Source organism: Anaerolineales bacterium (genome assembly GCA_019637805.1).
GTDB lineage: Bacteria > Chloroflexota > Anaerolineae > Anaerolineales > UBA11579 > JAMCZK01.
This window is the reverse complement of sequence record JAHBVB010000002.1, coordinates 173,442-194,731: the sequence shown is the minus strand read 5'-3', so window position 1 is coordinate 194,731 and position 21,290 is coordinate 173,442. Positions and strand designations below refer to the sequence as shown.

General features: G+C 61.5%; 21 protein-coding genes. 10 read left to right on the top strand and 11 right to left on the bottom strand.

All coding sequences use genetic code 11. The features are described 5' to 3' along the window. Window positions 1-126 precede the first annotated feature (126 nt). The 4 genes from KF885_06605 to tatA all read right to left on the bottom strand — a co-directional run bounded on the left by KF885_06605 (window position 127) and on the right by tatA (window position 2,859). The gene (locus KF885_06605) at window positions 127-879 is read right to left on the bottom strand and encodes an amino acid ABC transporter ATP-binding protein (GenBank protein MBX3048825.1); all 753 of its coding nucleotides are present in this window, start codon (window positions 877-879) and stop codon (window positions 127-129) included. Further along, window positions 863-1,669, bottom strand: a complete 807-nt coding sequence (locus KF885_06600) for an amino acid ABC transporter permease (GenBank protein ID MBX3048824.1) — start codon at window positions 1,667-1,669, stop codon at window positions 863-865. Before KF885_06600 ends, KF885_06605 begins: the two co-directional genes overlap by 17 nt. Before the next feature lie 88 nt (window positions 1,670-1,757). Then, on the bottom strand, window positions 1,758-2,615 hold the full coding sequence (locus tag KF885_06595; GenBank protein MBX3048823.1) for an amino acid ABC transporter substrate-binding protein: 858 nt from the start codon (window positions 2,613-2,615) through the stop codon (window positions 1,758-1,760). Window positions 2,616-2,697: 82 nt separating this feature from the next. Continuing rightward, window positions 2,698-2,859, bottom strand: a complete 162-nt coding sequence (gene tatA / locus KF885_06590; protein ID MBX3048822.1) for a twin-arginine translocase TatA/TatE family subunit — start codon at window positions 2,857-2,859, stop codon at window positions 2,698-2,700. Between the two features lie 113 nt (window positions 2,860-2,972). Between tatA and KF885_06585 the strand changes: the two genes are divergently transcribed. Continuing rightward, window positions 2,973-5,315 (top strand): hypothetical protein, encoded by a 2,343-nt coding sequence (locus tag KF885_06585; GenBank protein MBX3048821.1) that lies wholly within the window; start codon window positions 2,973-2,975, stop codon window positions 5,313-5,315. Between the two features lie 11 nt (window positions 5,316-5,326). On the opposite strand, the gene KF885_06580 is transcribed toward KF885_06585, so the two are convergent. The 5 genes from KF885_06580 to KF885_06560 all read right to left on the bottom strand — a co-directional run bounded on the left by KF885_06580 (window position 5,327) and on the right by KF885_06560 (window position 9,729). Continuing rightward, window positions 5,327-6,019, bottom strand: coding sequence for a S1 RNA-binding domain-containing protein (locus KF885_06580; GenBank protein MBX3048820.1), 693 nt, complete (start codon window positions 6,017-6,019; stop codon window positions 5,327-5,329). A gap of 82 nt (window positions 6,020-6,101) precedes the next feature. Beyond that, window positions 6,102-7,307: an MFS transporter gene (locus KF885_06575; GenBank protein ID MBX3048819.1), complete on the bottom strand. Its 1,206-nt coding sequence runs from the start codon at window positions 7,305-7,307 to the stop codon at window positions 6,102-6,104. Between the two features lie 94 nt (window positions 7,308-7,401). Beyond that, window positions 7,402-8,553 carry an MFS transporter gene (locus KF885_06570; protein ID MBX3048818.1) on the bottom strand — a complete coding sequence of 384 codons (1,152 nt, stop codon included), beginning with the start codon at window positions 8,551-8,553 and terminating at the stop codon, window positions 7,402-7,404. Further along, complete coding sequence (locus tag KF885_06565) at window positions 8,489-8,689, bottom strand: hypothetical protein (protein MBX3048817.1); 201 nt, start codon at window positions 8,687-8,689, stop codon at window positions 8,489-8,491. The genes KF885_06570 and KF885_06565 overlap by 65 nt, the downstream gene beginning before the upstream one ends. 8 nt (window positions 8,690-8,697) lie before the next feature. Next, the gene (locus KF885_06560; protein MBX3048816.1) at window positions 8,698-9,729 is read right to left on the bottom strand and encodes a L,D-transpeptidase; all 1,032 of its coding nucleotides are present in this window, start codon (window positions 9,727-9,729) and stop codon (window positions 8,698-8,700) included. A 74-nt stretch (window positions 9,730-9,803) separates the two neighbouring features. Here KF885_06560 and KF885_06555 point away from each other — a divergent pair, with 74 nt between their 5' ends. The 9 genes from KF885_06555 to KF885_06515 all read left to right on the top strand — a co-directional run bounded on the left by KF885_06555 (window position 9,804) and on the right by KF885_06515 (window position 19,751). Further along, window positions 9,804-11,324, top strand: coding sequence for a YifB family Mg chelatase-like AAA ATPase (locus tag KF885_06555; GenBank protein ID MBX3048815.1), 1,521 nt, complete (start codon window positions 9,804-9,806; stop codon window positions 11,322-11,324). 97 nt (window positions 11,325-11,421) lie between these two features. Next, entirely contained in the window at window positions 11,422-11,805 is a 384-nt protein-coding gene (locus tag KF885_06550; GenBank protein ID MBX3048814.1) for a RidA family protein, read from the top strand. 54 nt (window positions 11,806-11,859) lie between these two features. Continuing rightward, complete coding sequence (locus KF885_06545) at window positions 11,860-12,855, top strand: glycosyltransferase family 2 protein (GenBank protein ID MBX3048813.1); 996 nt, start codon at window positions 11,860-11,862, stop codon at window positions 12,853-12,855. A 15-nt stretch (window positions 12,856-12,870) separates the two neighbouring features. Next, on the top strand, window positions 12,871-14,304 hold the full coding sequence (locus KF885_06540; protein MBX3048812.1) for a sugar transferase: 1,434 nt from the start codon (window positions 12,871-12,873) through the stop codon (window positions 14,302-14,304). Continuing rightward, window positions 14,304-15,233: an SDR family NAD(P)-dependent oxidoreductase gene (locus tag KF885_06535; protein MBX3048811.1), complete on the top strand. Its 930-nt coding sequence runs from the start codon at window positions 14,304-14,306 to the stop codon at window positions 15,231-15,233. The genes KF885_06540 and KF885_06535 overlap by 1 nt, the downstream gene beginning before the upstream one ends. Beyond that, window positions 15,209-17,116: a polysaccharide biosynthesis protein gene (locus KF885_06530; protein ID MBX3048810.1), complete on the top strand. Its 1,908-nt coding sequence runs from the start codon at window positions 15,209-15,211 to the stop codon at window positions 17,114-17,116. Before KF885_06535 ends, KF885_06530 begins: the two co-directional genes overlap by 25 nt. Next, entirely contained in the window at window positions 17,116-18,219 is a 1,104-nt protein-coding gene (locus KF885_06525; protein MBX3048809.1) for a peptidoglycan bridge formation glycyltransferase FemA/FemB family protein, read from the top strand. The genes KF885_06530 and KF885_06525 overlap by 1 nt, the downstream gene beginning before the upstream one ends. Continuing rightward, window positions 18,216-19,187: a D-cysteine desulfhydrase family protein gene (locus KF885_06520; protein MBX3048808.1), complete on the top strand. Its 972-nt coding sequence runs from the start codon at window positions 18,216-18,218 to the stop codon at window positions 19,185-19,187. Before KF885_06525 ends, KF885_06520 begins: the two co-directional genes overlap by 4 nt. Window positions 19,188-19,196: 9 nt before the next feature. Further along, a complete protein-coding gene (locus tag KF885_06515) occupies window positions 19,197-19,751 on the top strand; it encodes a hypothetical protein (protein ID MBX3048807.1) in 555 nt (184 codons plus the stop codon). Here the strand turns inward: KF885_06515 and KF885_06510 are convergent. Beyond that, window positions 19,738-20,364 carry a uracil-DNA glycosylase family protein gene (locus KF885_06510; protein MBX3048806.1) on the bottom strand — a complete coding sequence of 209 codons (627 nt, stop codon included), beginning with the start codon at window positions 20,362-20,364 and terminating at the stop codon, window positions 19,738-19,740. The genes KF885_06515 and KF885_06510 overlap by 14 nt on opposite strands. Continuing rightward, window positions 20,361-21,215, bottom strand: a complete 855-nt coding sequence (locus KF885_06505; protein ID MBX3048805.1) for a TIM barrel protein — start codon at window positions 21,213-21,215, stop codon at window positions 20,361-20,363. Before KF885_06505 ends, KF885_06510 begins: the two co-directional genes overlap by 4 nt. Window positions 21,216-21,290: the final 75 nt, after the last annotated feature.

The following is a 21,290-nucleotide window of genomic DNA, read 5'->3' as shown; positions in this document are numbered from 1 at the left end:
CTTCTTCTAGAAAACAACACGTACTGTCAACAACGATCTGCTAACCACCTCCTCTCACAGGGTTTAACAGGTCATTATAGGGGCTTTCATTTCAGCGGTCAATAATGTCTTTCTTCAACGCCTAAATCAATGCTGCAGGATCTGCGAAAGGAACAGCTTGGTGCGGTCCTGGATGGGGTTGTTAAAAACTTGTTGTGGGGTACCCTGCTCCACGACCAAGCCCTGGTCCATAAAAATTACCTGATCAGCGGCGGCGCGTGCAAAGCCCATCTCATGCGTGACCACGATCATGGTCATCCCGTCCTTGGCCAGATCCAGCATCACATCCAGCACTTCTTTGATCATTTCCGGATCCAGCGCGCTGGTCGGCTCGTCAAAGAGCATGATCTTGGGGTTCATCGCCAGGGCGCGGGCGATGGCCACGCGCTGCTGCTGGCCGCCTGAGAGTTGAGCCGGGAAGGAGTGCGCTTTCTCAGAAATGCCCACGCGTTCCAATTGCTTCTTGGCAACCTCTTCCGCCTCGGCTTTGCTGCGGCCGCGCACCACGCGCTGAGCCAGCATGATGTTCTCCATGACGGTGAGGTGCGGGAACAAATTAAACAACTGAAAGACCATGCCAATTTCGGCACGGATCTCATTGATGTCTTTGTTCTTTTCGTTCAAGCGCTTGCCATCCACCCAGACCTCACCATGCGTCTCTACTTCCAAGTGGTTGATGCAGCGCAGCAGCGTGCTCTTCCCGGAGCCGCTGGGGCCGACGATCACGACCACTTTGCCGCGCTCCACGGAGAGGTCCACGCCGCGCAAGGCGTGAATATCCTTGCCAAAGGTCTTATGCAGACTTTTGATTTCAATGATGGGCTTACTTGCGACCGGCATGCAAACGCCTTTCCAGCCATTGCACCAGGGCGGAAAGCACTAGTGTCATGCTGAGATAGAGTACGGCCAATACGGTATAGGCTTCACGGAAACGGAAAGTGGAACCCGCATGCAAGCGGGCGACCTGGGTGATGTCACGCACCGCCAGGACAGAGACCAGTGAAGAGTCTTTGAGCATGGCAACAAAATCATTGCCCAACGCTGGGAGCACATTGCGGATAGCCTGCGGCAGGATCACATAGCGCATCGCCTTGGTGTAGCTCATGCCCAGTGAGCGAGCCGCCTCCATTTGGCCGCGGTCGATGGACTGGATGCCGGCCCGGAAGATCTCCGCCAGGAAAGCGCCGTAGGTCACGGCCAGGGCAATAATGGCGCGCACGTTCATGGGCACATCACGTCCGGCGATGCCGAAGAACCCGGCAAAGTCCACCACGGCTACAAACGCAATATAGAAGATCAGCACCAGCATGGGAATGCCGCGCACCACTTCGACATAAAAACGCGCCACGTTGCTAAAAACCACGTTACGCGAAACACGACCCAGGCCCATGATCAGGCCAATCACCAGCGCCAACGCATAAGCATACAGAGTGGTTTGGACGGTGATACTGATGCCCTGAACAATAAAGAGCAGTGAAGCTTGATAGCTTTCGTTGGTGGCAACAAAATAGGCTGACCCGATCAACACAAGAATGATTGCCACCAGCCACCAGGGGAAGCGGGCAAACCGATCCCAAAGACTTTCGACAATCAGCGGAGTCTCTTTTGATGCAGCTTTAGCCAAAATCACCTCTCAACTGGGAAATGAAAACGCGGTGCAGAACTTCACAGTCCTGCACCGCGTTTTTACTACACGTTAAGCTTCGCAGGTAGTCTTACTAGCCGCCGCAACCGATACCAGTATCGGTATACTCGCAGTTGAAGTTGGCGCCAAAGTAAATGGCGTTCAGCTCATTCAGCTTGCCATCAGCCATCATGGACTGCAAAGCCGCATTCACTGCGGCCACCAAGTCGCTGCCCTTGGGGAAGATGAAGCCCAGCTCATCGCTGGACATTGAGGGGCCAACCAGCTTCAGGTCCTCGGCGTTGGCGCCAAGGTAACCCTGACCAGCGGTCTCGTCGATGATCACCGCGTCCACGTCACCCGCGATCAAAGCCTGAACAGCAAAGGGGAATTGCTCAAAGGCCTGAATGCGGTCGGCCGGCAGATACTGCAGGGCGGTTTCGTAGTTGGTGGTGCCGGTCTGGGTGCCCAGGACGAGGCTCTCGTCATTGACGATGCTGTCAATGCTCTCAATGCGATCCTCATCCACACGCACCAGCAGGCGCTGCTCGATGGCTACATAGCCAACGGAGAAGTCCACGATCTGAGCGCGGTCTTCGGTAATAGTGATGCCGTCGGCAGCAGCGTCATACTGGCCATCGGCCACAGCCTGGATCATGCCTTCCCAAGCGGCTTCCACATAGACCGGAACGCAGTTCAGGCGGGCGCAGATCTCGTCCCAGGCCGCGTAGTCCCAGCCACCGGCTTCGCCGCTGACTTCGTCAATGTAATTGAAGGGCAGGTAGGCGTTCTCGATGGCAATCGTCACTTCGCGGCCACCCAGATCAGGCAACCCTTCGGTGCTGGAGCCACCGCTGGCGGGGCCATCGCCGGCTGCTGGAGCACCAGCGCATGCAGCCAGAACCAGGCTACCGAGAACAAGCAGGGAAAATACTACATTCAGCTTCTTCATTCTTCTTCCTCCGTAAGGGGTGGACAAAACTAAGCGTAATTTATCACGAAACAAGCCAGGGAATCAACTAGCTGCGAAACTTTTAAGCGTCTTTTTCGTCCTTGGGTTCCTCATCGCCCGCCAATCCTTTGCGGAAAGAGCGGATGCCTTCACCCAGGTCTTTCCCCAATTGACCCAGGCGCCCCACCCCAAACACCAGGACGACAATCACAAGGATAATGATCCATTCAGCACCACGCGGCATTTTCACTCCCGGCCCCTTGCGGGGTCTATGCAGGTATTTTACCAAAGTGGTGTATTTATCTAAGCAGGTTCATTAGAATACCCTTTGAGGGAAATCCATTGAAGCGAGCCATCATGAATCCAAGTCCCCTGCCTACCCACAGTTTCGTGCAATCCGCACTGCACCGCTCCCTGCGCGCCTGGCAAAATGCGCCGCGGCGATCTCAAAGCTTGTTCAATACGCTGCTGTACTTCCGCGCCCCGCCGGAGGCCTTCGGGAAACCCAGCGTAGAAATGATCGAGGAGAACTTCGCCCGCTTGGAGGCGGTCATTACACAGGCCGCAGTGCAGCCTCGGCACGCCGAGGTATTGCAACGCCGCTTTAAAAGCGGGGACAGCACTCAGCAGATCGCTTTTGACTGGCACTGCAGCCCAGACCAAGTAAACCGCCTGCAGCGAGAAGCCATCCAGAACCTGGCGCTGTGGCTGCACAGCCAGGAGGAGGCCTTGCGTAACCGGGAACAGAGTCGCCTGCTGGCCAAGCTGCCCGCCAGCAGCTACAGCCTGCTGGTGGGCCGCCAGACCCAGGTGGACGAGCTGGTGCGCTTGCTAAAGCAGGCGGATGGCCCAGGCGTGGTGGCCGTCACCGGGCTGGGCGGGCTGGGAAAGACCGCCCTGGCCGACGCGGCGGTGCGCCAGCTGATTGCCGATTGGGCGTTCGAGAACGTGGTTTGGTTGCGCATCCACGGAGATGAGGAAAAGGCCAGCTGGCAAGCCATCCAAGAACGCCTGGCACAAGAGCTACTGCCGGGCTATGTGCCCGGCAGCCACTTTGAGGCCGAGCTACTGCAGCGGCTGAAGCAGCATCCGCACCTGGTGATCCTGGACAACCTGGAGGCGGAAGCGGCCCAGGACTGGCTGGGGGAATTACAGGCGTTCTGCCATCCCAGCAAATTCCTGTTGACTCACCGTCGCCTGCCAGCCGCACTGCACGATGTGCGCGTCATTCAATTGGAAGAACTCTCCCAAGCTCAGGCGGAAGAATTCTTGCGAAATCACATTCAGCTGCGGGGATTGGCAGATGCCAATCAAGAGGCTCAGCCGCTGGCGGACATACTTGCCTACACAGGAGGCAATCCGCTGGCCTTAAAGCTGGTGGCCGGGCTGCTGCATTCGCTGAGCTTAGCCAGCGTGCTGGCCGCCCTGCGCAATGCTAGCTCTGACCGCACAGAAGCGCTGTACAAGACCATCTACGAAACGGCCTGGGACACCCTGTCGCCCGCCGCGCGCAACCTGCTGCTGACCTTCGTGCTGGTGGGCGAGGAAGGCGCTAGCCTGGCCCATTTGGAAGCCGTAGACGGCCTGAGCGAACGCCAACGCCATGATGCGCTGCAGCAGCTCACCGGGTTGTCTTTATTGGAATTGCGCGGCGCCACGCGGCAACCGCGCTATGGCGTGCACCGGCTCACCCAAACTTTTCTCCTGGCTCATCTGCGCAATGCGCCCAAAAAGAACAGCCAACAGCAAAAGCGCCGGGCGGCCAATCTGCGTTTTTGGTGCCGTATGCTCAACGCAGATCCTGCCTACGCGATAGAAGAGGGCAACCTGGCTCGGGCGTTGCAAAGCGGTCTGGCATCCCCCGCGCTTTGGTCCGATTGCCTGGAACTGCTGGGCAAGCTTTTCCCCCACTTGCGCAGCAAAGCCGCCGCCGTGCGCTGGATCGAGTTCTATCAGCAAGCCATCCAGGCCAAGCCCAGCCAGGCCGCGCCACTCGCTCGCCTGCACAATCAGCTCGGCGCCTTGGCCTGGCTGGTGGAGGATTATCCGCGCGCGGCGGCTTCATTTGCGGAAGCTCTAAAACTGGCAGAGGCTCTTGGGCATCAGCAAACTGCTCTGGTGGGGATTTGCCTGTGCCATTGGGCACAGGGGGAGCACAGCCAGGCTGCCCAGCAAGCGCAGACAGCCCAAGGCTTGGCGCCGGCTGATCCGCGCCTGCGGGCGCTGCGAGGGTTGGTCTCGTATTCGCGCGGGCACTTCCGGACGGCGGAAAAGCACTTCACCCGCGCCTTGAGCCTGTTGGGGCGCACACACTCCACTGCGCTGCAAGTGCAGTTGCGCATACAACGCGGTCTGTGCCAGCAAATGGCGGGTCAGCTGCCTCAAGCGTTGAAGCAATATGCCCTGGCGATGGACATGTTGCAAAGCATGCCGGGCAACCAGCGAGAAAGCGCTCATCTGGAGCTGCTCCGCTCGGCGGCGTTTTTCCAACTGGATGACCTGGAGAATGGAAATGCTTGTTTGCAGCGGGCGCTGCGCTACGCACCTTTGGTAGAGGAAACTTCCAGTCAAAGCTATTTCGTAAGCAGTCTGGGACGGCTTTCATTGCAAGCCCTGCCCACCTCACAGAGCAAAGCCGCGCACAAGCCGGAGATGGTGCTTAACCCACTGGGGTTGCTGCGAATGGAGGACTTCGAATAAAAAAATCGCCGCTATTGACGGCGATTTTCTAAGGTGCGGCTGAGGATGTCGTCCATTACGGGCGATGGGGATTTTTTGGTGGCCACGGACTGCGGCGCATCGCTACGCTCTTCGCTGAGCGCCATCGCCTTGCGCAGGGCTACTTCCATGGCCGTCGGCGCGGGCTTCTGCGGCTCTTGTTCCGGCTCTTCTTCGATCACGGGTTCCGGATTGAGGGCTTTGATGCTCAACTTGATCTGCTTCTTGCGACGATCCACACCCAGGACTTTGACTTCAATTTCATCGCCCACTTTGACCACATCTTCCGGGCGGCGCACATAATCATGCGACATCTCGCTGACGTGCAGCAGGCCAGGGCGCTCCGCTCCCAGATCCACAAAGGCGCCAAACTTCTCCATCTTGGAGACTTTGCCAGTCAGGATCATGTCCTTCTTCAGCTCGCGCCATTCCATCGCCAGGGGCTCGATCATGGTCAATTCGATATGGCCGTTGTCGGCATTAATCCGGCGCACCCAGACTTCCACCTGGTCGCCTTCTTTTAGCACTTCTTCCACTTTGCGCACGGGTTCCTTGCGCAACTGGGAAATCGGCACCACGCCCAGCTTGCCACTGCCAATGTCCACCACAGCCCCAGCCAGGGTGGTCTTCACCACCTTGCCGCTGATGCGATCTTTTTTCGTGAGTTGAGTTGAGGTGTCCGTCATGGCAAGCTCCAGCATTTATATTGTTACTGATTTCACAGTCAACGATTGTACCCCCGCTAAGAAGACTTGTAAAGACGTGGCCCTAAGAAATCTGAAAACGGCGTTCCAACAGGGCCACCAGACCAAACCCAGCCATGATGATCACACCACTGATCCCATACATGTTCTGCACGCCATACTGGTCAATGAAAATGCCCCAGACCAGGTTGCCCAACCCATAACCAATGCCGGACAACGCCGCGTTGAACAGTCCTTGTGCGGTGGCGCTTAAGCCCTTGGGGGCATTGCGGGCCATGAAGTGCACGCCGGCGATCCATAACAAGGCAAAGGTCAGGCCATGCAGCAATTGCAGCAACAGAAGCACCCACAGCTGATCGGTAAAGGCATACAGCAGGTTGCGGCCGGCGCTGACCAACAGGCTGATGAAAAGCAGGCCACGCGTGCCCAGACGGTTTAAAAGCCGGGCCGAATGGACCATGATGGGCACTTCGGAGAGCATGGACAACAGCAAAGCCACGCCCAGCAGGCCGGCCACGGGGATGGCCCAGCCAAACAGGGTGGCGCCATCCTGTCCTAGTTGATTGAGCAACAAGGACAGATAACTGCCGTGGGCGGTTTGTCCGGCGGCGGCCAGGAAGGTGGCAAACAGGAAGAGCAACAAGCGCCGGTCGCCAATCAGCCCACGCAAATCGTTGAAGAAACTTTCCTTTTGCTGCTGGACGTCAAACTGCAGATGCCTGACCAGCAGCAGCGGCAACACCAGAATGGCGCTGGAGAACCAAAACATCCACACCAAGCCGGTGTAATTGAAGAGCCAGCCAAAGAGCGGGCCGCCAATGCCCCAACCTGCCGTTCCCCAGAAGCGAATGCCCCCATAGCGCTCTTTGAACTCACCGAGCATATGCATGGTGGCGCTATCGGCCAATGAGAGCAAGTGGGAGCTGAACAGGGCCAAAGCAACAAAGGCCACCACCATCCAGTTGAATGAACCTACCAGGGGAGTGATGCCGTAAAGCAAGATGGCCGAAGCGATGGCAACAACCAGCACGGCTTTGTGGCGTTTGCTGGCATCCGCCAGCCCACTCCAGAAGGGTGTGGAGAACATGCTAACAAAAGGGACGATGCTCAGGATCACGCCAATTTGAGACCCGTTAAACCCAATCGAATCCAGGTACAGGGCCAGGTATGGGATGACCGCAGACAACCCCAGAAATGTGAAGAAATACATACTGGGCAAAAAACCGATGCCTTGCAGGGCAGCTGCTTCTTTATCGTTGCGCGTGCTCACAGATCCTCGGCGTACAAAGCAAAACCGGGGCACACAATATGCCCCGGTGAGATGTATTCGTCAGTCTACCACGCGCCGCGTATCCTCAAGATGTCTAGAAGATATGGTAGCGGCGATCCAGCAGCATCAGCAAACCAAAACCGGCCAGCACCACCAGCCCGCTGATGGCGAACATGCCTTGCAGCCCGGCGGTGTCCATCAGCACTCCGCCAAACAAGTTGCCAGCCGCGTAGCCTACGCCCACCTGAGCGGTACTGAACAAGCCTTGGGCCGTGCTGCTCAACCCTTTGGGGGCATGCCGCGCCATGAAGCTGACCCCACCGACCCAGAGCAAAGCATACGTCAGGCCATGCAGGGCCTGTACCAGCAGAATAGGCCAAATCTCATCGCTCAGGGCGTACAGCAAATTTCGGCCGGCGATGATCAGCAAACTGATAATCACCAGGCCGCGCGTGCCCAAGCGGGCCAGCAGGCGCTCTGAATGGAACATCACCGGCAGCTCCGAGACTACGCCAATCACTACCACGATGCCGATCAGCCTGGCGACTGGCAGGCTCCAGCCGAAAACAGTTGCGTCGGGTCCGCTGAGTTCGTTGAGCAATAAAGAGAGGTAGTTGTTGTGGGTGCTTAGGCCGGTGGCCGCCAACACAGTGGCCAGTAAGAACAACTGGATCGGGGCTTTGCTAATCAGTTCGCGTAGGTTTTTAAAGAAAGAGACGCTTTGGCTCTGTGCCTGGTCAAATTGCATTCTGCCCGCCAGGCTCAGGGCAATCGCCAGAAAGCCGCTGCAGATCCAGAACATCCAAACCAGACCCGTGAAGTCGAACAACCAGCCGAACAACAAACCACCCAAGCCCCAGCCCACAGTACCCCAAAAGCGCACCTGCCCATAGCGGTCTTTGAAATTGCCCAGCATGTGCATGGTGGCGCTATCCTGCATTGGCAGCAGATGGGAACCGAAAAAAGCCAGCGCTGTGAAAATAGCCAGCAGGACCACAAAGCTGCCCACGAAAGGCACCAGCGCATACAGCAACACGGCTGACCCAATCGCGCAGGCATAAATGAATGCGTGGCGTTTGCTGGCGTCGGCCAGCCCGGTCCAAAACGGGGTGGCAAACAAGCCGATCACCGGCCCCACGCTGAGCACAACGCCAATCTGCGAGCCGCTAAGCTGGGCCACATCAGACAAATACAATGTCAAATAAGGAACCACAGCCGATAGGGCCAGAAAAAGAAAAAAGTACATTGCCGAAAGAAGCGAATGCTTCGGCATGGCGGCGGAATTTGCTGGAACCTGTGTGCTCACGAAGTTGTCCTTGGCCTTTAAAAAGAAAGCCCGCGACGCTTGCGCCGCCGGGATAAGCAACTGCCGAGTTTACCATGCTCGGTCTTAGCGCACGATGACCCGCGTGCCGTTGCCGCGAACTTCCTGCTGGCTGGGGCTGGCCTGCGGTGTCACCCAGCGGTACAGCCAGCGGGCCTCGTCTGGGCGCATGTTCACGCAGCCCCGGCTCATCGGCGCGCCGTAGTTGTTGTGCCAGTACGAGCCGTGGATGGCATAGCCGCCTTCGGCGAAAAAGGCCGTCCAGGGCACGCCGGTCAGAAAGCGGTCGCCCAGCGTGTCGGTCAGCCGGTTGTCGCCCATATATATGGAAGGCATCTTGGAGGCAATATTGAAGCTGCCCGTGGGGGTCTGTGTAGGCAGGCCGGCCGCACCCGTATTGCGCACCCCACTGGAGATAAAAGTGCGCAATACCACCTGATTGCCTTCATAAGCGGTCAGGCTTTGCTGGGCCACCGAGATCTCGATGCGCTTGTCTGCGGCGGGCACATCCACCGAAAGGGGCGTCATGTCCTCGTATGGGATGCTTTGCAGGTGCGCGGCCTGCGCATAGTACTGCACGCCTGACCAAGATTCGGTGATCTGGTACCAGGGGCTGCCATCCGGCCCGTCAACGATGTCCGTGACCCAATGATTCGAGTCGTAGTACAGCCGGAAGCGGTTTTCGGGCTGCCAGCCTGCTGCCCGGGAATAGGTATAGGGCTGGGTAAAGGGCACGCTCAGCCGGCACAGCTGGCCAGTTTCCGGCAAGCTTTCCAGCACTGGGTTGAGCACCTCTTGCACCGGCTGCAGGAAAGCGGCGTGCACATAGCCTTCTTCGATGCGATACCACAGGGGATTGTAGGCTGGCCCGGCCAATGGGCTGAGCTGATAGTGAAACTCCAGCAACTCATCCCGGAAGCGATAGCCCACTGTACGCGCATTCAGCAGCGGCGCGTCAAACACCGAGACCGACTCGTAGGCTACCCGCCCCAGCCCGGCGCCCAGGCGTGTCTGGCGGCCGCTGAACAAGGGTGGTGCCGCAGCAGTCAGTGCCGCCAGACCGCTCAACTTGAGGAACTCGCGCCGGGAAAGAGACATACACTGATTCTATCCGCCCGCCGCCCCGCCGCCAAGCGTTTGACAAGACCGCCGCGCCCACCTACACTTGGCCCATGCTCGCCAGGGTGCAATCCTGCGCCGTCATCGGCCTGGATGGGGTGATTGTCGAAGTCGAAGTAGATACCAGCCAGGGGTTGCCAAAAGTGATCGTGGTCGGTTTGCCTGACGCGGCTGTGCAAGAGAGCCGCGAGCGGGTGCAGTCCGCCATCAAGAATTCGCAACTCAGCTTCCCGCGCAAACACATCACCGTCAACCTGGCCCCGGCCTCTGTACGCAAAGCCGGCCCGGTCTATGACCTGCCCATCGCCCTGGGCGTGCTGGCCGCCAGCGACCAGTTGCCCGGCGGCAGCCTGGAAGGCGCGCTGATCCTGGGCGAGCTCTCGCTGGACGGCAGTGTGCGCCATGTGCGCGGCGTGCTGCCCATGGCCGCTCTGGCCCGCGAGCGGGGTATCCGCCGCCTGTTCGTGCCGGCCGAAGACGCCGCTGAAGCCGCCCTGATCCCTGATGTGGAAGTCTTTCCCGTGCGCCACCTCGCCGAATTGGTCGGCCACCTCAATGGCTTCGCGCCCCTGGCGCCCTACCAACCCCAGCCGCCGGATGAAGCCAGCGAAGAGCCTAGCTACACAGACCTGCAAGAAGTCAAGGGCCAGGAGCACACCAAGCGCGCCCTGGAAGTGGCCGCCGCGGGTGGGCACAACCTGCTGATGGTCGGTCCGCCCGGGGCGGGCAAGACGCTGATGGCTCGCGCCCTGCCCGGCATTTTGCCGCGGCTGAGCGTGGAAGAGGCGCTGGACGTGACGCGCATTTATTCCGTCTCCGACCGGCTGCAGGCCAGCCGCCCACTGATCCGGACGCGGCCTTACCGCGCCCCACACCACACCATCTCGCACGCCGGCCTGGTGGGCGGCGGCACTTGGCCGCAGCCCGGCGAGATCTCGCTGGCCCACAGGGGCGTGCTCTTCTTGGATGAGATCGTGGAATTCGCTCCGCGCGTGCTGGAGGTGCTGCGCCAGCCGCTGGAGGACAAGCAGGTCACCATCAGCCGGGCGCAGGGAGCGCTAACCTTCCCGGCCAGCTTCCAGCTGGTGGGCGCCATGAACCCCTGCCCGTGTGGCTACTTTGGCGATCCGCTGCGCGCCTGCAGTTGCCCTGCCAGCACAGTCACGCGCTACCAAAAGCGGCTTTCCGGCCCGCTGCTGGACCGCATCGACATCCATGTCGAAGTGCCGCGCGTGGACTACGAGAAGCTCAGCGAGGCGCGCCTGGGCGAACCTTCGGCCATGGTGCGCCAACGGGTCGAGGCGGCTCGCGACCTGCAGGCGCAGCGCTTCACCAAAAGCCGCGCCCGCCACAATGCCGATATGACCCTGGCCGACGTGCGCAAGTTTTGCCAGTTGGACGCCGAAGGCAGCAGTCTGATCAAAGCCGCCACCCAGCAGATGCAGCTCACCGCCCGCGCCTACCACCGCGTGCTCAAACTGGCCCGCACGATTGCCGACCTGGCGGGTGCGGCGCAGATCGCCCCACAGCATTTGGCCGAAGCACTGCAGTACCGGGCGCGCACGGTGGGGTAGCCATTTCCTTTCCAGAGTAGGGGCGGGGTGACCTGCCCCCTACGAGTACAATCAATCCGCTGCACGCATCTAAAAAAACAAAAAAAAAGAGGCATCTATGGCTGAAAAACAACCCATCTTCCCCGCCGGCGCTTTAAAACCCATCGGCCCCTACACCCCCGCTATCCGCAGCGGTGACTTTGTCTTCGCCTCCGGACAAATTGGCGTGGATCCGGCCACCGGGAGCTTCCCCGAAGGCGGCGTGACCGCCCAGGCCGAGCAGATGTTCAAAAACCTCAAGACCTTATTGGAAGGCGCCGGCGCCAGTTTCGACCAAGTGGTCAAGACCACCCTGTTTCTCACGGACATGAACGACTTCGCCGCGGTCAACGAAATTTACGCCCGGCATTTCAACGAGCCGTTCCCGGCCCGCTCCACGATTCAGGTGGCAGCTCTGCCCGGCGGCGCCCTGGTCGAACTCGAGGCGATTGCGCGCCTCTAAGCCCGTTCCTCCGGGCAGCACGCTTCAAGGGCAAATCGAATAGAATTTCGCATCATGCCGCAAGTCAGCGTCATCATCCCCTGCTTTAATGAAGAAAGCACGATTGCAGGCGTCCTGCAGGCCGTTTACGCGCAGGATTTCCCCCACGCCGACCTGGAAGTTGTCATCGCAGACGGCCTCTCGACCGACGGCACCCGGACGGCGATCGCCGCCTTTCAAACTGAGCACCCTGACCTAAGCATCACCGTGGTCGACAACCCGCAGCGGCTGATCCCGGCTGCGCTCAACCGGGCCATCGCTGCGGCGCGCGGCGAAGTGATCCTGCGGCTGGACGCCCACTGCGTGCCGCAGCCAGGCTACATTGCCCGCAGCCTGGAAGCCCTGCAGGCGGGCCGCGGCTGGAACGTGGGCGGCGTGTGGCAGGTGGTGCCGGGCGGCCCGGGGTGGATGGCGGCTGCCATCGCCGCCGCCGCCGCGCACCCGCTGGGCGTAGGTGATGCGCTCTATCGCTACACGACCCAAGCGCAGGAGGTGGATACAGTGCCGTTTGGCGCCTTCCGGCGGGCGCTGGTCGCAGAGATTGGCGGCTTTGACGAGAGCCTGCACAGCAACGAGGATTACGAATTCAATACGCGCATCCGCGCCGCCGGCGGCAAGATCTGGTTGGACCCGCAGATCAAGTCGCTGTACTATGCCCGCAGCAGCTTACCCGCCCTGGCGAGCCAATACGCTCGTTACGGCTACTGGAAACTGCGCATGCTACGCCGTTATCCCGGCTCGCTGCGCTGGCGGCAGGCCATTCCGCCACTGTTCGTACTGGCCCTGCTGGGGCTGTCGCTGGGCGGGCTGTGGTGGCCGTGGCTGCACAAACTGCTGATAGCCCAGGTGGTATCATATGTTTTGCTGCTCCTGGCGGCCGCGGCCGAACGGGCCATCCGAACCCGCAATATCGGCCTGCTATTTGGAATGCCTCTGGCTATTGCCACTATGCACATTTCCTGGGGCGGGGCATTTCTCCGCTCACTGCTGGGCGCATTATTAGGAAGGTAGAAACTCCCACTACACATGGTTGAGGCCAAACGAGCTTCTTCTGCCAAAGCCTGGCGCCTTGGCATTGGTGAACGCCGCATCGTTCTGATTGTCGGCGATTTGCTGATGGCTTTCGCTGCTCTGGCCATCAGTCTTTATCTCTGGGCGATCGGGTTTGAGCTTGAAGATATAGGCAATTTCAGCAAGCTCTTGCCGGCTCAGGTGCCTGGCTGGTTCTTCGCATTGCCGGTTGTCTGGCTGCTAATGCTGGTGGAAACTTACAGTTCTTATCGCTCATTGAATTGGCGGCAGACCTTCATCAGCCTGCTGGCCGCCGCCGCCATGGGCATGGGCACGTATGTGCTGGTCTACTTCACCTCGGAACCCGGCTCCCTGCCCCGCACCGGTGTGGCCATCTTTGCCCTGGCAGCCTGGGTGCTCACCGCCATCTGGCGCCTGGTCTATATCCGCATCTTCAGCCTGCCGGGCTTCACCCGCCAGGCCGTGCTGGTCGGCGCCGGCACCAGCGGCCAGGCGCTGCTCAACGTGATCAACAACATCAAGCCCATGCCTTATCGCCTCGTGGCGGTCTTGGATGACGATCCCAAGAAAAAGGGCAAAACCGCTGCGGGCCACAAGGTGCGGGGGGGCGGAGCTTTGCTCACTTCCTTGCTCAAAAAGAATGAAGTCACCGATATTCTAGTGGCGATCAATGGGCGCATGCAAGAGCAGACCTTTCGGGCCTTACTGGAAGCACAGGAGCAAGGCATCGAGATCAAGCGCATGCCGGTGGCCTACGAAGAAATGCTCGACCGTGTGCCGGTCAATTATTTGGAAGCCGACTGGCTGGTGCGCTCTTTTGTGGATGACGCCCGTGCCAATCGCTTCTACTTAATGGGCAAACGCCTGATCGACATCTTCGGTGGGCTGGTGGGTATGGCTTCGCTGCTGGTGATCGGGCCGTTGGTGGCGCTGGCGACCCTGCTGGACACAGGCCGCCCGATCACTTTCTCACAGACCCGCGCCGGCAAAGGCGGGCGCCCGTATCGCATCATCAAGTTCCGCACTATGCGTGTAAACGCCGAAGTCGCCGGCAAACCCCAGCTGGCCAAAGAAGACGATGAGCGCAGCACGCGCATCGGCCGCATCTTGCGCAAGACGCGCCTGGATGAATGGCCGCAGTTCTACAATGTGCTGCGCGGCGATATGTCGCTGGTGGGGCCGCGCCCGGAACGCCCTGAGTTAATGGAACATTTCGAGAAGCACATCCCCTTCTATCGGGCGCGCTTGCTGGAAAAGCCGGGCATTACCGGCTGGGCCCAGGTAAACCACGGCTATTACGCCACGCTGGACGAAATGTCGATCAAGCTGGAATACGACCTGTACTACATCAAGCACCGCGGCCCCTTTCTGGACTTTATCATTCTGCTGCGCACCATCGGTACCATCCTGGGCTTCCGAGGGCGTTAGTGAAGCGCGTACTGGTTACCGGAGGCGCCGGGTTCATCGGCTCGCACCTTGTACACGCCTTGGTGCAGCGCGGCGACCAAGTGCGGGTCTTGGACAATTTCTCCAGCGGCAGTCCTGTCAACCTGGCAGGCGTTCAAGACCAGATCGAATTGCACCAAGGCGACCTGCGCCAGGCGGATGATGTGCGCGCGGCGGTGAAAGATGTGGACATCATCTTTCATGAGGCCGCCTTCGTCTCGGTACCGCAGTCGCTGGAAGACCCGGCGGAGTGCTACGCCACCAATGTGGATGGCACTATCCACCTGCTGGAAGCCGCCCGCGCCGCCGGCGTGCGCCAGGTGGTGCTGGCTTCCAGCGCGGCCGTCTACGGCAGCCTGGACAACTTTCCGCTGCGCGAAAGCGGTCCGACGCAGAGCCTCTCCCCTTACGCCGCCTCCAAACACATGACTGAAACGCTGGCCGAGCTGTACACGGCCAGCTTTGGCCTGCCCGTGACCGCTCTGCGGTATTTCAACGTCTACGGCCCGCGCCAATCGCCCACCTCGGCCTATGCCGCCGCCATCCCGCGCTTCATGCACAGCGTGCAGGCCGGCCAAGCGCCTATGGTGTTTGGCGACGGCACCCAAACACGCGATTTCGTCTTCGTGGGCGATGTGGTGCGCGCCAATCTGCTGGCCGCCGAGACGCCGGCCGCCGCCGGACGCGCCATCAATGTATGCTCCGGCGCCGAAACCCGCCTGCTGGACCTGCTGGATGTGCTTTACAGCCTGTACCCAGACGCTCCGCAGCCGCAATTTGCGCCAGCGCGCGCCGGCGATGTGCCGCGCTCGCTGGGCGACCCAACGCTGGCCGCCGAAGTGCTCGGCTTCCGCGCTGAGGTCTCGCTGAGCGAAGGGCTGCGCCAATGCAGCCAGGAGACCCGAGCGTGACCCCGGGCTGGTTCAAGACCAACCGGCTGTTCATGGCCGATCTGGTATTGGTGGCGCTCAGTGTGGTGCTCAGCTTTGTGCTGCGCCTCAACCCGGAACAGTTCTTTCTGGACTATTTGCCGCCGCTTTTCTGGATGTTGGCCGTCGCCTTGCTGGTCAAGCCGTTCATCTACAGGCGTTTCGGCCTGTACCAGCGCGTCTGGGCCTATGCCAGCATCGAAGAAATGAAGCTGATCGTGCGGGCGGTGAGCGCCGCGGCGCTGATCGTGGCGGCCATCATCTACCCTCTGTATTATTTGCGCGTTTTCCAGCCTTTCGCCCTTTCGCTGCCCATCTTCGACTGGCTGCTCTCGCTGGCCCTGGTGGGCGGCCTGCGCTTTGGCCTGCGCCTGCTGGCGGAGCAGCGCAGCACGCTGCAGCGCATGGCCGGTGCCGGGCTGCGCCGCGCCCTGGTGGTGGGCGCCGGCGATGCCGGCGCGCTGGTCGTGCGCGAAATGCAAAAAAACCCGCAGGCGGGCATTGCGCCAATCGGCCTGCTGGATGACCAGCCGGAGAAGCACGGCCAACACATTCACGGCGTGCCGGTGCTGGGCGCCCTGTCTGACTTGGAAAGCCTGGCCCGCGAACACGGCGTGGACGAAGTGGTCATGGCCATCCCCAGCGCTTCGGGGGCGGTGCTGCGCCAGGCCGCTGAGGCCAGCCGTCGCGCCGGCCTGCCCTTCCGCACCATGCCGGGCATCTATGAACTTATCGGCGGCAAGGTCAGCGTCAACCGCTTGCGCGAAGTCGACATCACCGACCTGCTGCGTCGCCAGCCCTCGCAAATTGACCGCGAGGGTGTGGGTAAGAGCCTGCGCGGCAAACGCGTGCTGGTCACCGGCGCCGGCGGCTCGATCGCCAGTGAGCTCTGCCGCCAAGTGGCCCGCTGGCAGCCCGCTCAGCTGGTGCTGCTGGGCCACGGCGAAAACAGCATTTTTGAAATCCTGATCGAACTGGCGGGCGATTTCCCCCAACTGCAGCTGACCCCGATCATTGCCGACGTGCGTGATGCTCAGCGCATGCAAACCATCTTTGCCGATCACAAGCCGGATGTGGTCTTCCACACCGCCGCTCACAAGCATGTACCCTTGATGGAAGTCAATGTGGGTGAAGCCGTAGCCAACAATGTGGGAGGCACGCGCAATGTGGTCAACGCCGCCCTCGAAGCAGGCGTGCCGCGCCTGGTGATGATCTCCACAGATAAGGCTGTGCGCCCCTCCAGCATCATGGGCGCAACCAAGCGCGTGGCCGAATGGATTGTGCTGGATGCGGCCACCCGCGCCCGCAAAGCCTATTCCGTGGTGCGCTTTGGCAACGTGCTGGGCAGCCGGGGCAGCGTGGTGCCGCTCTTCAAGCGTCAGATCGCGGCTGGCGGCCCGCTGACCGTCACCCATCCCGAGATGGAGCGCTACTTTATGACCATCCCCGAAGCGGTGCACCTGGTGCTGCAAGCCGCCGCCTTCGATGAGCAGGGCCGCGTCTTCATGCTGGAGATGGGCGAACCCGTGCGCATTCTGGATCTGGCCAATGATCTTATTCGTCTCTCCGGCCTCACGCCGGGTGAAGACATCCACATCGAATTTAGCGGTCTGCGCCCGGGAGAGAAGCTCAAAGAACAGCTGTGGGAGAACGGCGCGGGCTATGAAGACACCGCCCACCCGCACATCCACCGGGTGCTGGAACCGGAGCGGCTTTCTGGGGAGGCGCTGACCGGCGCCGTGCAAAAGCTCAGCGCCGCCGCCGAGGCCGGCGACAGCAAAGCCATCATCGCCACGCTGCAATCCCTGCTGCCCGGCTCTGAAGTGGGCAGCGTGCCCGCCCCGGATTTCCGCTCGATCAGCTAATGACAGACCCGACCCCCTGGAACCAATTGATCGGCGGGCTGCCCCAGCCGCATTTGCTGCAAACCGCCGAGTGGGCGCGCGCCAAGCAGCCTTTCGGCTGGACGGCCCACACGCAGACCTGGACAGCCGCGGATGGCCGTCTGGATGCCGCTGCCCAGATCTTGCAGCGCAGCCAGCGCCTGCCGCTGCTGGGCAAGTCGCTCTCCATGCTCTATGTACCCAAAGGGCCGCTGCTGAGCGATTGGGGCATTGCCCCACTGCGCCGCCGTGTGCTGGCAGACCTGCGCCAGAAGGCGCAGCAGCTGGGCGCCTTTTTCATCAAGATCGATCCGGACATTCCGCTTGGCCGCGGTGTACCCGGCGAAGAGGGCGCCCAGGAAAACCCGCTGGCGCAGGAAATCATCGCTGAGCTCAAAGCAGAGGGTTGGCGTTATTCCAATGAACAAGTGCAGATGCCCAACACGATGCTGGTCGACCTGCGCCGATCGGAGGATGAGCTGCTGGCCGCCATGAAGCAGAAGACGCGCTACAACCTGCGCCTTTCCGAGCGCAAGGGTGTGCGCATCCGCCAGGGCGGGCCGCAGGACTTCCCAGCCCTGTATCGCATGTATGCCGAGACCTCGCTGCGCGACAAATTCGTCATCCGCAGCGAGGCGTACTACCGGGCAGTATGGGATGAATTCCATGCCGCTGGCATGCTGATCCCGCTGGTCGCCGAAGTGGAAGGCGAAGCAGTAGCCGGGCTGATGTTGTTCATCTTTGGCAAGACCTCCTGGTACATTTACGGCATGTCGCGCAACATGGCGCGTGAGTGGATGCCCAACTATTTGCTGCAATGGGAAGCCATCAAGATCAGCAAAGCGGCCGGTTGCGAAACCTATGACCTGTGGGGCGCGCCGGACGAATTCAACGAAAGTGACAGCATGTGGGGCGTCTTCCGTTTCAAGCAGGGCCTGGGCGCCCAGGCTGTGCGCCACATTGGCGCCTGGGATTTGCCGCTGCAGCCCACGACCTATTCGCTGTATACCCAAGCCCTGCCGCGCCTGATCGCGCTGATGCAGTGGCGCGGCCGCGGCCAAACCCGCCGCCAGCTAAACACATGAAGTCCTTGCCGCGCCTCCCCCTGGCCCACTTGCCCACCCCGCGGGAAGCCATGCCGCGGCTTTCTGCCGCGCTGGGCGGGCCGCAGCTGTGGGTCAAACGGGACGACCAGACCGGCCTGGGCCTGGGCGGCAACAAGACCCGCAAACTGGAAACCTTGTGTGCTGCGGCCCTGGCCGCCGGCGCGGATACCCTGATCACTGCCGGCGCCATCCAATCGAACCACTGCCGCCAGACCGCGGCGGCCGCCGCCCGGCTGGGCCTGGCCTGCACCCTGGTGCTGGCTGGCGAGCCGCCAGCATTGCCCTCCGGCAATCTGCTGCTGGACGGGCTGTTCGGCGCCGAAATCGTCTGGACCACCTTCGCCGAACGCCCGGCGGCCCTGCAGGCCAGTGAAGCCAGGCTGCGCGCCGCTGGAAAGACCCCCTATCTGATCCCTTACGGCGGCTCCAGTCCACAAGGGGCTGCCGCCTATGCCTATGCTCTGGAAGAACTGCTGGCTCAGGGTCCCCCGCCGGACTGGATCGTTTTCGCCAGCTCCTCCGGCGGCACACAGGCCGGGCTGGTCGCCGCGGCGCGCCTGCTGGGCTACTCCGGACGCATCCTGGGCATCAGCGTGGACGAACCCGCCGCCGGATTGCAGGCCAAGGTAGCGGCACTGGCCACGCAGACCAGCGAGCTCCTGGGTCAGCCCGCTGGCTTCCAGCCGCAAGACATTCTGGTCAATGCGGACTATCTGGGGCAAGGTTATGCGCAGATGGGTGAGGCCGAAGCCGAGGCCATCCGTCTGTTTGCCCGGCATGAGGGCTTGCTGGTGGACCCGGTGTACACCGGCCGCGCTGCAGCGGGACTGATCGACCTGATCCGCCGTGGTCACTTCACCCCAGAGGAAAGTGTTCTCTTCTGGCACACGGGCGGCGCGCCGGCGCTCTTCGCCGAGCGCTACCAGGCCGGCCTAAGCGCCGAATAGGAGCCAGGCATGAAAGCCAACTCTCGCATCGAGTCGATAGAACGAGCCACCCAGCAAACCTGGCAGGAGTGGCTGCAGTTCATGGAAAGCATTGACGCCCAAAGCCTGACGCACCACCAGATCGCCAGCAAAGTGCTTGAAGTGTTGATGGACAAGATCGACAATCCCGGCTGGTGGGCGCAGTCGGTCACGGTGGCCTATGAACAATACATTGGCCGGCGCATCCCCGGCCAGCGGCCGGACGGCACTTTCCAGACCAGCGTCAGCAAGGCTACCCAGCTGAACATGCCAGCGCTGATGGACCACTGGGCCGCTTTTGCCGCCAAAGACACGGCCGTGCAAGCCCTGATCGGCGCCGAGCCGCGCGTGAGTGGCACGCAGAGGCGCATTACCTGGCGCGCCAAGGCCAAGGACGGTTCTTCGCTTGTGATCATCAGCGAGCCCAAAGCCAACGGAACGGCATCGCTGGTGGTGCAGCACATGGGCTTGCAAACCCTGGAACTCAACGAAGCAGCCAGGGCTCACTGGGCAGAGATCGTGGCCCGTTTCCTCAAGCAGCTTTAGCCAAGTCAGGGAACAGCCGGCGGTAGTGGGCGGCGATCAGTTGGATGGCCTGCTCAATGCGCTCCCGGTTCTCGGCGATCTGATGCCAGCGGCTGGCCCCGGAGGGATGCGGCAGCGGCACCAGCCAGCGGCCGTCCAGCTCGTGCTGGCTGCCGATCAAGGCTTCCAGCGGCGGCTTGGCGGGAAAGAACCGCTCGATGGCCAGGCGGCCGATGGGGATGATCAGCTCGGGCTGCACCAGGGCCAACTCGCGTTCCAGAAACGGCCGGCACAACTCCTGCTCGGCGCGGGAAGGTACGCGGTCTCCGCCGCCGGATGGAGCCTTGCCGGGGAAGCATTTGGTGACCGAGGTCATGTACTGTGTGCGGCGGAACCAATCTTCATCAATGCCCGCCTGGCCCAGCCACTGGAACAGGCGCTTGCCGCTGCCCGCATTGAAGGGCCGCTTGGCCTCCACTTCGGTCACGCCAGGAGCCTGGCCGATCGTCATCATGCGGGCGGAGAGCTGGCCTTGCGTGACCGCCGTCGGCTCAATGTAATAGCCTGCCTGCAGGCAAACCCGGCAGGCGCGCATGTCCCCTTGCAGCTGTGCGAAGGCCTGCTGCGCCTTCATTCGCCGGAGACCTCACGCCAGACGCACTGAAAGAGCAGCGCATCCTCTTCCATGATGGGGCTTTCGCTCAGGATACGCCCGGCGCAGCGCATGTCATGCAGGGCGCGCATCAGCTCTTCCAGACGGAAGTCGGTTTCGGCCATGGTCAGGTGGTGCTTTTCGCCCTTGGCCGTGTAAGCAATGCCCGAGAGGTGGCAGCTGAGCGTCTTGAGCGCAGGTTCGCCCAGGGCGCGGCCGTAGGCCTCCAGCAAGGCAACCCACTCGGCATAGCTGTTCAGGCTGCCATCACCGGTGCGGGCGTGCAGATGGGCAAAGTCCAGGCAGGGCTGCACGCCAGGCACGGCACGGGCCAGCTCCAGCACTTCGGCAAAGCTGCCCAGCTGGCCGGCCTTGCCCATCGTCTCCGGCCGCAAGGTGACCGGGTTGCCGGCGGCGCGCAATGCCTCGACGCAGGCGGCCAGGCGCGGGATGGAGAGCGCCAGAGCCGCAGCGGGCGATCTCCCCTGGTAACCGCCGGGGTGAAAGATGATGTCCCGGGCACCAGCCAGGTAACCGTAGTGCGCGGCGTCCATCAAACGCTGGCGCGCCTTGGGCCATTCTTCTTGGCTGGCGTTTAGGTTGATGTAATACGGTGCGTGGATACTGAGCGAAATGCCCGCCTGCTGCGCGGCGGCCTTAATCTGGGCGCAGGTGGCTTCGCTGACCCGCACGGACTGCACCCAGCCCAGTTCCAAGGCGCCCAGGCCCAGCGCGGCGATGTGCAAGGCCGCGCCAGCGCTGCCGCCCGGCTTCTTGGGGTTGCTGATCGGCGAGCCAACCGTGCCGAATTGGAAGGATTGCGTGGAGTTCATGCGGAATTCAGGTCAGGTGCGCGAGGATTGTATTATGGATCGTGAGCCATTCCTGGGGCGGGCTACAATAGCCAC